The organism is Rhizobium sp. LjRoot254 (genome assembly GCF_964254105.1).
Lineage (GTDB): Bacteria > Pseudomonadota > Alphaproteobacteria > Rhizobiales > Rhizobiaceae > Rhizobium_E.
On record NZ_CAXUSM020000002.1, the window covers coordinates 123,144 to 135,360 of the forward strand.

The following is a 12,217-nucleotide window of genomic DNA, read 5'->3' on the forward strand; positions in this document are numbered from 1 at the left end:
CGCCCGCCGGCAGGGATAGGAGGTTTGACATCGTTCAAGCTGATCATCCGCAAGCACCTTCAGAATTGTGCGACGGCTGCGCCGCGTACGGCATGGAACTTGATTCGTTGCGCCGGGGTTTACTTAATAGCATATCCGTTATATAACTGAGTCGTTATTTAATGGATACCCGCCATGACCGCCCTCGACCAGTCCTTCGCCGCCCTTGCCGACCCCACCCGCCGCGCCATCATCGCGCGGCTGGCGGAGGGGGAGGCGACAGTGCAGGACCTCGCCCGCCCATTTTCCATCAGCCAGCCCGCGATCAGTCGCCACCTGAAGGTGCTGGAGGATGCCGGACTGATCGAAACCCGGATCGAAGGCACCGCCCGCCCGCGCCGCCTGAAAGCTGACGCCGTCGAGGCGCTTTGGGACTGGCTGGGTCAGTACCGCGCGCTGTGGGAGGCTCAGTTCCAGAGACTGGATGCGGTTCTGGACACCATGTCTGACGAGCCGGACCCGACGCCTTCCAACAATCCTGAACGGAGCACATCATGAGCATGACCCCGGACCTGACCAAGCTGCAGACCGTATTGGACGGCGAGACCGATATCATCGTCCGCCGTGATTTCAGCCATCCGCCCGCCCACGTCTGGCGGGCGCTGACCGAGCCGGCTCTGATCCGCAAGTGGATGGCGCAGGACGACCTGAAGCGCTGCGAGATGGACCTGCGTCCGGGCGGATCCTTTCGCTACGAATGGGAATCGTTCTACTTCTCGGGCCCGATCCTGGAGGTCGATACCCCGCATCACATGGTCCATGTCGAGTATTTCAACGGCGATACGACCTCCGGCGCAACGATCATAACCGATCTCGTCGCGCGCGGAACCGGCACCCGCATGACGCAGGTGATGCGCTATGCAAATGCCGAGGCGCGGGCCGCGGCGATCGAGATCGGCATGACCGACGGCCTCGACGAAGTCTATGAAAAGCTCGAAGTGCTGCTGACCGCGGAGTGACGGGCCGGCGGCTTTAGCTCCGCGTCCATTCCGGCAGCCAGTCGCGATGCGCATTGAGGAGGTCATCGGTCAGGTGCCAGATTTGGTCCAGGTCGAGTTCGGCACCGGTATGCGGGTCCATCATCGCGGCGTGGAAGATGTGCTCGCGGTTCTCCTTCACCAGCGCCGCCACCGTCAGTTCCTGAACATTGATGTTGGTGCGCATCAGCGCGGTCAATTGTACCGGAAGCTCGCCGATGAAGGTCGGCTGAATGCCGGATGAATCGACCAGGCAGGGCACTTCCGCCGCGCAATTCTCCGGCAGCGATGTGATGCAGCCATTGTTGCGCTGGTTGCCGTAGATGACCGAGGGCACGCCGGTCCACACCGAGTTGATGATCTCGGAGGCATATTCCTTGCTGTTGGTGAGCTCGATCTTCTCGGCTGTGCGGAATTCCTCGGCCTGGCTCTTCCAGCGGTCGATCTGCTCGATGCAGCGCTTGGGATATTCATCGAGCGGAATGCCGAATTTCTCGATCAGATCCTCGCGGCCCTCCTTGATGAACCAGGGCGTATATTCGGCGAAATGCTCGGAACTCTCGGTGACGAAATAGCCGAGCCGGGTCAGCATCTCGTAGCGCACCTTGTTGGGGCAGCGCGGGTTCCAGTGGCTGGGCTTGGGGAAGCGGCCGTCGCGATAGCCGGCGACGAGGTCCGGATAGAGGTTCTTGTAGGAGCCATCCGGCTGGCGGTGCTCGAAGTTGAGGTAGAACGCCATGTGGTTGATGCCGGCGGCGCGGTAGCGGATCTCCTCAACTGGGATATCGAGATCGCGCGCGAGCTCCCAGGCAGTGCCCTGCACCGAATGGCAGAGGCCGACCTGGCGGATGGCGGGGAACTTCTCCGCGATCGCCCAGGTGTTGATCGCCATCGGGTTGACATATTGCAGCAGGATCGCGCGGGGGCAGATTTCCATCATGTCGGCGCAGATCTTCCACAGATGCGGCACGGTGCGCAGGCCGCGCATGATGCCGCCGATGCCGAGCGTGTCGGCAATGGTCTGGCGCAGGCCGTATTTCTTCGGCAGTTCGAAATCGGTGACCGTGCAGGGCTCGTAGCCGCCGATCTGGAAGGCGACGATGACGAAATCGGCGCCACCGAGCGCGCGGCGCTGGTCGGTATGGGTCTCGATCTTCGTAGTCGCGCCAAGCGTCGAGACGATCTTGCCGACGACGATCTCGCTCTCGGCCAGCCGCTCCGGATTGATGTCCATCAGTGCGATCGTCGCGCCTGATAGCGCCGGGCGCTGCAGGATATCGCCGATGATGTTCTTCATGAACACGGTCGAACCGGCGCCGATAAAGGCGATCTTCGGATTTTTTGTCATAGTCGTCTCCAGTCTATCAGGGAAAAATCATACGGCGACCTTGAAGGCCGCCCTTACGAGCTTGCTCGTATATTCGGTTTGCGGGTTGGTCAGCACGTCCTCGACCAGCCCCTGTTCGGCGATATTGCCATGCTGCATGACGATCACGCGGTGGCACAGCGCCCGTACGACCTTGAGATCGTGCGAGATAAACAAATAGCTCAGGCCGCGCTCCTCCTGCAGCTTGCGCAGCAGGTCGATGATCTGCGCCTGCACGGAGAGATCGAGCGCCGAGGTGGGCTCGTCGAGCAGGATGAATTCCGGCTCGACCGCCACGGCACGCGCAATCGCTATGCGCTGGCGCTGGCCGCCGGAGAACTCATGCGGAAAGCGCGACAGGATGTTGTTGGGCAATCCAGCGCTGGCGAGCGCCGCGCGCACCCGGTCGAGCCGGTCGGCGCGGTTTTCGCCGATCCTGTTGACGATCAGGCCCTCCTCGACGATCTGGCCGACTGTCATGCGCGGATTGAGCGACGAGAAGGGATCCTGGAACACGACCTGCATGCGGCGGCGGAACGGCCGCATTTCATCGCGCGATTTGTCCGCGATCTCGGCGCCGTCGAAGCTGACTTGGCCCTGGTCCATATGGATCAGCCGCAGCAGCGCCTGGCCGAACGTGGTCTTGCCGGAGCCGGACTCGCCGACCAGGCCGAGCGTCTCGTGCCGCTTCAGCGACAGGCTCAGATTGTTGACCGCGACCAGTTCCTTGTACACGGGCCGGAAGAAGCCACCCGACTTGAGCGTATAGGCGACGCGGACATCCCGGCCTTCGAGCAGGATCGGCGAGGTATCGGGGATCGGCTGCGCCCGGCCACGGGGCTCGGATGCGAGCAGATGCTTTGTATATTCGTGGCGGGGATTCTGGAACAGCGCCTCGGTCGCGTTGTGTTCCTTCACCTCGCCGCGCCGCATCACATAGACATAGTCGGAGAATTGCCGCACCACGGTGAGGTCGTGGGTGATCAGCATCACCGCCATGCCATGCGATTTCTGAAGGTCGCGGATGAGGTTGAGGATCTGCGCCTGCACGGTGACGTCGAGCGCCGTGGTGGGCTCGTCGGCGATCAGCAGATCAGGATTGTTGGCGAGCGCGATGGCGATCATGACGCGCTGGCGCTGGCCGCCGGAGAGCTGGTGCGGATATTGTTCGAGCCGTGCTTCCGGATCGGGGATCTTCACCTCGGTGAGTAGCGCCAGTGCGCGCTTTTTCGCTTCTCCGCGCGAGATGCGCTGATGGACCAGGATCGCCTCGACGATCTGGGTGCCGATCCGGTAGACCGGGTTCAGCGAACTCATCGGCTCCTGGAAGATCATCGAGATCCGGTCGCCACGCAGCGCACGGCGCTGGCGGGGCGAACATTTGAGCTGGTTCTTGCCCTTGTAGAGGATTTCGGAATTTTGTGCGGTCGTCGCGCGCTTGGAGAGCAGGCCCATGATCGCGCGGGCCGTCACCGACTTTCCCGAGCCGGACTCCCCGACCACGGCGACCGTCTCGCCACGGTAGATGTCGAACGAGACGGTTTTCACGGCCTCGACCTCGCCGCCCTCGACTTTGAAGCGGACGGCGAGATCCTTGACCGAGACGACGGGCACGTCGGCGGGGTCGGGGCTGTCGAGGCGATGCTTCGGTGCAAAATCTTCGTCTAGCATTGGCACCTCAATAGGGATCGATGGCATCGCGCAGGCCGTCGCCCATCGCGTTGAAGGCAAAGACGGTGATCAGCACGAAGCCGACCGGCGCGAGGATCCAGGGATAGGAACCGATGACCGAATAGTTGGACGTATCCTGCAGCATCAGCCCCCAGGAGATCAGCGGCGGCTTGACCGCAAAGCCGAGGAAACCGAGGAAGGATTCGAGCAGCACCACATTCGGGATGGTGAGCGTCACGGCAACGATGACGTGGCTCATCACATTGGGGAAAATGTGCTGGAACACGATGCGCCGATCGCCGGCGCCGATCGCCTGGGCCGCCTTGACGTAATCGATGCGGGCGAGCGCCAGCGTCTTGCCGCGCACCTCGCGTGAGAGCTGCGCCCAGCCGAGCCCGGAGAGCACGACGATGACGAAGGCGAGGAACACATTGGTCGGTGCTGTCACCGGGATCAGCGAGGTCAGTGCGAGATAGAGCGGCAGTTGCGGGAAGGCGAGGATCAGCTCGACGAAACGCTGCATCCAGGTATCGAAGGCGCCGCCGAGATAGCCGGAGACCATGCCGACCGTGGTGCCGATCAGGGTGACGAAGAACACCACGGTGAGCGCGATCATCAGCGAGACGCGCGATCCGTAGAAGATGCGCGACAGCACATCGCGGCCGAACTTGTCGGTGCCGAGGAAGTGAACCGGTCGTCCGTCGAGCGCGCCGAAGAAGTGCCGGTCCAGCGTGAAGAGGCCGAGCACGGGATATGCGAAACCCTTGACGAAGAAGCCGAGCTCGACGGGGTTCTCGTAATCCGGCCCCATCAGCGGCTGGAACGTCACCGGATCGAGATCGACGCCTTCGACAAGGGGATAAATGCGTGGCCGGATGGTGAAGTTTCCGTCCTTGTCGGTGAAGTGGATGCCATCCGGCGCCGCAAATCCGGTATCGGTGAACTTCGGATCGACCGGCGCGAAGAAGGGTGCGAAGACCGACATCACGAGCAGCATCACGACCAGGACGAGGCCGATCATGCCGGTGAGCGAGCGCTTCAGGCGGCGCCAGACGAGCGCCATATAGCTTTCGTTGTGCCTGTCGTCGGCGATCTCCATCACCGGCTTGTGGGTCATCTCTGGCGGGGTGATCATGGTCATCGTCACACCCCCGTCCTGATGCGCGGATCAAGCGCGACCAGCAGCAGATCGGCAATGATATTGCCGACGATCAGCGTGGCCGAGAGCACGAGCATGAAGGTCGCGGTGACATAGACGTCGCCGACATACATCGAGCTGACGATCGCCGGGCCGACGGTCGGCAGCGCGAAGATGATCGCCGTCTCGATCTCGCCGGTCAGCATGTAGGGCAGCACGACGCCCTGGTACATGACCAGCGGATGCAGCGCATTGGGCACCGCATGCTTGATGATCACTGCGGATTCCGGCAGGCCCTTGGCCCGCGCCGTCTCGACATATTGGGCGTTGAGCGTATCGAGCAGGTTGCCGCGCATGACGCGCATATTGTAGGCGAGCCCGCCGAAGGTGGCGATCGCCACGACCGGCCAGACATGCTCGACGAGGTTGACGAACTTCCCCCATGACCACGGTGCGCCGCCATACTTGGCGGAGAAGAAGCTGTTGATCTCGCTGACGTTGAAATGAAAGACCATGATATAGACGATGATCAGCGCCATCAGGAAGCGCGGCACCGTCAGGCCGAGAAACGAGATCACCGAAATCAGCTGGTCGGCCCAGCTGTATTGCCGGGTCGCGGCGATGATGCCGAGGCTGATCCCGAGAATGGAGGCCAGGATATGGCAGGTCAGCGCCAACAGTAGCGTCCGTGGCAGCCGCTCGCCGACCACGTCGGCCACCGGCCTGTTGTAGAAGAAGCTCTGTCCGAAATCGCCGCGGCTGACGATGCCCCAGATCCAGTTGACATATTGCAGCGGGATAGGCTGGTCGAGCCCGTGCGTTACCGCATAGGCCTTGGCCTGGGCGTCCGCCGCTTCGAAAGATGCGCCACCCTGGTTGATCAGCTGCGAACGGATGTAATCGCTGTAGTCGCCCGGCGGGGCCTGGATGATCGCGAATGTCACGATGCTGAGAATGATCAGCACCGGTATCGCGGATGCAATGCGAACCAACAAGAATCTAAACATCGACAAGTCCCGATAGTTGCCCCGGCCGCGACGCGGCAGCTTTGCGGACTGCGGAAAGACGGACCCCGGCCGGTCCTAAGACCGACCGGAACCCATCCGGGAGAAACGCTTTACTCTAGAGGACCCTTGTCGCCCGGCTGCGCAACCACGGTTTCCTTGTGCAGTTCGAAATCGGACTGCTTGTCGGATGGCACGTAGACCCGTTCGCGGATGATATTGTCTTCAGCCCAGTTGAACATGAAGATCGGGGCGCCCGACGGAATGTTGGCGAACCGCTTGTTGATGATCAGCGCACCGGGATATTCGGTGAGGCCGACGCCGTTGATATTCTCGGTCGAGACCTTCTGGTACTGCTTCATGATCTCGGAGCGTTCCGCGGCATCACCCGACTTGATGAACTTGTTGACCAGGTCCACCATCTCCTGTTCGAACGGCATCAGGTCCAGCTTGCCATCCTTGCCCGCGCGGTGCAGCCAGCTGGTTTGCGGACCTACGGCAGCAAGAGCCGCAGTGTTCTGGACCGTCGAGGTGAGTTCGGAGTCATGACGCCGGATCAGCCAGTCGAACTTGCCGGCATATTGGGCATTGTCGCGCTTGGTGCCGTCCTGCGTGTTGAGGATGACGCGCAGGCCAAGCTGCTCCATCTGGCCGATCACGCCCTCGCCGAGGTTCTTGTCGGTGCCGTAGTCGCCATTGATCAGAAGCGTGATCTCGACATCCTTGCCGCCCTTGTCGGCGGGGAAGTTCACCACGCCATTGCCGTCGGTATCCTTCAGGCCGGCCGCTTCCAGTTCCTTCTTGGCCTCGTCGAGGTTGAAGGGATAGTAGACGGTCGATGCACGATCATAGAAGTTGTTGCCCGAGGAAAGGCCGCCGGGATAGAGCGCCGTGAACGGTCCCTTGACCAGAGCCTGGCCGAGCTTCACCCGGTCGACAGCCATCGTGACCGCCTTGCGGAAATGGATGTCGCGGTTGAGTTCGCGGATCGCCTGGGCACGCTCGTCAGGATCGCCCCAGCCATCAGCCGAGAAGTTCATGTAGAGATTATAGCCGATCAGGCGGGCACCGAATGCCAGGCGGGCAGGGGCAGCAGGATCGGCGGCACGCTTGAGCGATTCGACGAAGTTTTCCGGCTGTTCGAGGTTCGAGAAGTCACCCGAGCCGGCGACAGCCTGTACGTCGCGGTCCGACCAGGTCGAAAGCTTGTAGTGCATCTCGTTGAGGTAAGGCAGCTGGTTGCCCTTGTCGTCGACCTTCCAGTAGTAGGGATTGCGGCGCAGCACGATGATATCATCCGGCCGGTATTCCACCACGCCCCAGGCGCCCATGGTCGGAAAGTTCAGGAAATCCGGCGGGAAGGCGTTCTTGTACTGCTCGTAGGTGTTCTTGGAATATTTCGGATGCTGGGGCTTCAGCACATGCGCCGGACCCGGGCAGAAGGTGCCATAGGCCATCGCATAGATATATTGCTTGGGAAACGCTTCCTTGAAGGTCCATTCGACCGTGTTGTCGTCGATCTTCTTCAAGGTCGTACCGACGCCGAAGGTTTCCGGCGTCGCACCGTTGAGCGGGCTGACATTGGGATCGACGACGTTGTCGTCCCAGTAGAACATCACGTCCTCGCTGGTGAAGGGCACGCCATCCGACCATTTGGCGCCTTCGATCAGGTGCATGGTCAGCTTGTGGCCGTCCTCCGACCAATCCCAGCTCTTGGCGAGGTTCGGCAGCGGTTCGAGCGCTTCGGGCTTGACCTGGAACAGGGGACCGGTACGCGTCAGGCATTCGGAGAGGCCGATATCGATGCCGCCCCAGCCCTGGGTCTGGCCGGCATAGTAGTTCCAGCCCTCCGGCCGTCCGCCGATGACGTGGCGCATGACGTCGCCATAGACGCCGATGCCGTCGACCATGTTGCCTGACTTGTAGACCATCGGCTCCTTGGGCAGGCGATCCTTGACATCAGGCAACTTGCCCGCCTTGACGAATTTCTCCGTGACCCAGTCGGGCTCGTGATATTCCGGCAGCGCCTTGTATTCCAGCATGTCGCTGCCGAGCACGTAATCGACCTTGAGCTGCGCCTTGAATGTGGGCGGCTCGGGTAGCGGATCGGCCATCGCAGTGCTGGCGCCCAGGGCGAGACCCGAGATGCCGAGCATCAGGCTGAGACCGTGTTTGGTAATCGAATTCGTTTTCATCTCTTCTCCCTCTTGTTGTTTGCCGGCCACCGGCCGGCTCCTCCTCCATGTGCGGATGTTGCCACCCGCCAAGAACCGGTTCGAGCGCTTGGCCTCAGCTTGCGTGCGCAAGCTTTTCGGCCTTCAGCTCCTCGATCGAGCGCACCGCGCGGCGTGCCGAGCCCGACCATTCGCGGGTCTTGACCTTCGGCGTCTTCAGTCTCTCGCGCGCGGCGGGGATTGCGTCGGCATATTGCGGCAGCCATGCGGCCTGCGCGACGAGCATCTCGTCGACCATCTGCCAGATCTCCTCGGGCGAGGCGATCGCGCCGACCAGCGGGTCATGCAGCATGGCGAGCTTCAGGAGATCGACATCGCCGCTGATCGCGGCATGCACGCTCATCCGCTGCACGTTGATCGACGAGATACACGTCGCGGCGCATCCCTCGGGAAGCGTGATGCCTGACGCCATGTTGAGACCGAAGCGATCGACGAAGCCGGGCGATTCGATGATCGCATCCGATGGCAGGTTGGTGATGATGCCTGAATTCTTGACGTTGAAGTGGCCGCGATAGACCCGTCCCGTCTCCAGCGCCTCGAGAATGTGGCTCGCATGTTCGTTGGAGCGCTTGTACTGGCTGAAGGGCTTTTCGGCTTCCTTCAGGACAGCGGGGAATTCGGTCTCGAACCAGTTGCGGTTCTCGGTCGTGTAACGCAGGTAGCCGCCGGTCTCGCCATGGATCCAGTCGGACATGTCGATCCATTTGGTGATTTCCTCCGGCCGCTTGCGATACCAGGGCAGGTATTCGGAGAGGTGGCCGTTGCTTTCGGTCGAGTAGAAGCCGAAGCGCTTGAGCACATCGATGCGCACCTTTTCCTGCTGCGAGAAGACCGGATGCGCCTCGAAGGCGGCGACCAGCTCGTCCTTGCCGATCTTGCGGCCACGCAGACGGATATCGACATACCAGGTCTGATGGTTGATGCCGGAGCAGATGAAATCGAGCTCGCCCGGCCCGGCACCGAGAATCTCGGCGATCTGTTCTCCGCCATGCTGGACGCCGTGGCAGAGACCGATCGTATCGACCTTGCCATATTCGATCGCCGCCCAGGTGTTCATCGCCATCGGGTTGGCATAGTTGAGGAATTTCGCGCCGGTCTCGGCCACCGCATTGATGTCGCGGCAGAAATCGAGGATGACCGGGATATTGCGCTGGCCATACATGATGCCGCCGGCGCAGATCGTGTCGCCGACGCATTGGTCGATGCCGTAGGAAAGCGGAATGCGGATATCGTCGGCATAGGCTTCGAGCCCGCCGACCCGGACGCAGGACAGGATATAGCGCGCGCCTTCCAGCGCTTTCCTGCGCTCGGTGGTCGCCGAAATGCGCACCTTAAGCCCGTTCGTCTCCTTGATCCTGGTGAGCAATTTCTCGATAAGGGAGAGATTGTGCTCAGAAATATCGGTAAGCGCGAACTCCACGTCCTGGAATTCCGGCACCGAGAGGATGTCCGTGAAGAGCTTGCGTGTGAAGCCGACGCTTCCGGCGCCGATGATCGCAATCTTGAAGGTCATGGTCGTTTCATCCGAAAATCTGGGCAAATGCGGCAAAAACCGCACCTGCGCGTCGCGTTAATCTGGTTCGGGAGTTATGCGGATGCCAGCCATCGCAACCGCGCGGCAATCCTCTCTCCCTCAGCGTTCTTGAATATGCCGACAATCCGTGAGATTGAAAGGGAGCGATTGTGCTATTGATGGTAATTTTATGCTCTCGAAACTGATCGAAAACGGCCATGCGACCAAGACGGTCTCCCTGCCGCGGGCGCGACATCCGCTGCATGCCATGCCGACCAGCACCGGCTATGACCTGCAAACCAGCCCCAGCTATGTCTGGGACGGGCGCGCGCGCGGCCAGACGCCGTTCACCGTGCTCCAGCATACGCTCAGCGGCATGGGAACTTTGCGCTACGAAAACCGTACCCTGAAGCTCAGACCGGGCGAGGCGATGCTGGTGATCGTGCCGCACAATCACCGCTACTGGGTAGAAGCCGGGGAGAGCTGGGAGTTCTTCTGGATCTCCATGCATGGTCGCGAAGCGTTGCGCATCCACGAGATGATCCTCAATGCGCGCGGGCCGGTGATCAGGTTGAATAGCAGCACGATCGACAGGCTGGCCGCCTGCTGCCTCAGGCTGATCGAAGGGGAGGGCGAGATGCCGGGCGCCGCGTCCGCCATCGCCTACGAGGCCTCGATGGCGCTGTTCGACGACACGTTCGGCCCAGCCGAGATCTTCCCGGCATCGGAGAATTCGCTCGCGCGAGCGGTGCAGTTCATCGCCGCCAATCTCAACGGCGACCTCGATGTCGAAGCGCTCGCGAAGGTCGCGGGGTTGAGCCGGGCGCATTTTTCCCGCAGCTTCGCCGAGATGACCGGGCTGGCGCCGGCCCAATATGTGCTGCAGGAACGGATGAAGCGGGCGGCGAAACTGCTGCTCGCCAATCGCGAAGTGCCGGTCAAGGAGATCGCGGCACTGACCGGCATTCCCGACAACAACTACTTCGCCAAGGTTTTTCGACGCACCTACGGCATCAGCCCGACGGATTTCCGCACAACGGGCATGTATGCAACGAACCGGTAGGCCGCCAAGGAGGAGGACGACGAATTCCTCGCCGCCGAAGCGGGCGTCTCGTTTCTTCGGTTCCATAATACATGTTATGCGATCTTTGTTTGTAGATGGGTACATTCTATTTCCAAGTGCGACATGCCAGTAATTTCAATGGCTTCACTTTGGAGATTTTGGCATGTCCCGATGCTATACGCAGATCACCCTCGCCGACCGCCGACGCCTGCATCACCTGGTGGCAGCGAAAGCTCCGGTAAACGAGATGGCCCGCCAGCTTGGCCGTCATCGTTCGACGATTTACCGCGAGATCAAACGCAACACGTTTCGTGATCGTGAACTACCGGACTACGACGGCTACTACAGCACGGTTGCGAACGACATCGCGCAGGACCGACGTCGCCGGCTGAAAAAGCTACGGCGTCACCCTAATTTGCGAACAGAGATCATCAATCAGTTGGAGGCCCACTGGTCTCCCGAACAGATTGCCGGGCGGCTGCTGTCGGATGATCTCAGTCGTGTTCGGGTTTGCAAGGAGACAATCTATCGCTTCATCTACAGCAAGGAAGATTATGGGCTTGGTCTTTATCAGTATCTACCGGAAGCACGCCGCAAACGTCGTCCACTGCGCTCAAGGAAGCCGCGGGACGGTGCGTTTCCAGCCACGCACCGTATATCCCAACGGCCTGATTTTATTGGAGATAGATCGCAGTTTGGGCATTGGGAGGGCGACCTCCTGATCTTCGAACGTCCACTTGGCCATGCGAATGTCACCTCCCTCGTCGAGCGCAAGAGCCGCTATACCGTTCTCATCAAGAATCCGAGCCGGCACTCGCGGCCGATCATGGACAAGATCATTAGAGCGTTTTCTCCCTTGCCGGCCTTCGCGCGTCAAAGCTTCACCTTTGATCGCGGTACCGAGTTTGCCGGATTCAGGGCTTTGGAAGAAGGGATCGGCGCGTGCAGTTGGTTTTGCGACCCGAGTGCGCCTTGGCAAAAAGGAACCGTCGAGAACACCAACAAGCGCATTCGACGTTTCCTGCCAGGCACCACCGACTTGGCAGTTGTGTCGCAGCACGACCTTCTCCACCTCACGCGCCATATCAACGATCAACCGCGAAAGTGCCTCGGATACAAGACGCCGACTGAGGTGTTTACGGCTCATTTGCGCGAAAGTGGTTGATCACCTACCCTGATAACCGGCATGACGCACTTGGGTTAGCTTCTCCA

Annotated in this window: 10 protein-coding genes; 4 read left to right on the forward strand and 6 right to left on the reverse strand. The window is 61.0% G+C overall.

Features of this window, described 5'->3' with window-relative positions; all coding sequences use genetic code 11:
- The first annotated feature begins 174 nt into the window (after positions 1 to 174).
- A complete protein-coding gene (locus ACSQ26_RS29180) occupies positions 175 to 537 on the forward strand; it encodes an ArsR/SmtB family transcription factor (RefSeq protein ID WP_436015742.1) in 363 nt (120 codons plus the stop codon).
- Positions 534 to 998 (forward strand): SRPBCC domain-containing protein, encoded by a 465-nt coding sequence (locus ACSQ26_RS29185; RefSeq protein ID WP_436015744.1) that lies wholly within the window; start codon positions 534 to 536, stop codon positions 996 to 998. Before ACSQ26_RS29180 ends, ACSQ26_RS29185 begins: the two co-directional genes overlap by 4 nt.
- A 13-nt stretch (positions 999 to 1,011) precedes the next feature.
- Here the strand turns inward: ACSQ26_RS29185 and ACSQ26_RS29190 are convergent, their stop codons facing one another.
- From ACSQ26_RS29190 to ACSQ26_RS29215, 6 genes are all read right to left on the reverse strand, one after another.
- Positions 1,012 to 2,364 (reverse strand): alpha-glucosidase/alpha-galactosidase, encoded by a 1,353-nt coding sequence (locus ACSQ26_RS29190; protein WP_436015746.1) that lies wholly within the window; start codon positions 2,362 to 2,364, stop codon positions 1,012 to 1,014.
- Between the two features lie 27 nt (positions 2,365 to 2,391).
- The gene (locus ACSQ26_RS29195; RefSeq protein WP_436015748.1) at positions 2,392 to 4,053 is read right to left on the reverse strand and encodes an ABC transporter ATP-binding protein; all 1,662 of its coding nucleotides are present in this window, start codon (positions 4,051 to 4,053) and stop codon (positions 2,392 to 2,394) included.
- 7 nt (positions 4,054 to 4,060) lie between these two features.
- A complete protein-coding gene (locus tag ACSQ26_RS29200) occupies positions 4,061 to 5,188 on the reverse strand; it encodes an ABC transporter permease (protein WP_436015774.1) in 1,128 nt (375 codons plus the stop codon).
- 8 nt (positions 5,189 to 5,196) lie between these two features.
- Positions 5,197 to 6,198, reverse strand: a complete 1,002-nt coding sequence (locus tag ACSQ26_RS29205) for an ABC transporter permease (protein WP_436015750.1) — start codon at positions 6,196 to 6,198, stop codon at positions 5,197 to 5,199.
- A 110-nt stretch (positions 6,199 to 6,308) separates the two neighbouring features.
- Positions 6,309 to 8,390 carry an ABC transporter substrate-binding protein gene (locus tag ACSQ26_RS29210; RefSeq protein WP_436015752.1) on the reverse strand — a complete coding sequence of 694 codons (2,082 nt, stop codon included), beginning with the start codon at positions 8,388 to 8,390 and terminating at the stop codon, positions 6,309 to 6,311.
- A gap of 94 nt (positions 8,391 to 8,484) precedes the next feature.
- A complete protein-coding gene (locus ACSQ26_RS29215) occupies positions 8,485 to 9,942 on the reverse strand; it encodes an alpha-glucosidase/alpha-galactosidase (RefSeq protein WP_436015754.1) in 1,458 nt (485 codons plus the stop codon).
- Between the two features lie 190 nt (positions 9,943 to 10,132).
- Between ACSQ26_RS29215 and ACSQ26_RS29220 the strand changes: the two genes are divergently transcribed.
- Both ACSQ26_RS29220 and ACSQ26_RS29225 read left to right on the forward strand, forming a co-directional pair.
- Entirely contained in the window at positions 10,133 to 11,005 is an 873-nt protein-coding gene (locus ACSQ26_RS29220) for an AraC family transcriptional regulator (RefSeq protein ID WP_436015756.1), read from the forward strand.
- Positions 11,006 to 11,168: 163 nt separating this feature from the next.
- Positions 11,169 to 12,170, forward strand: coding sequence for an IS30 family transposase (locus tag ACSQ26_RS29225; protein ID WP_436008523.1), 1,002 nt, complete (start codon positions 11,169 to 11,171; stop codon positions 12,168 to 12,170).
- The last annotated feature ends 47 nt before the right edge of the window (positions 12,171 to 12,217 follow it).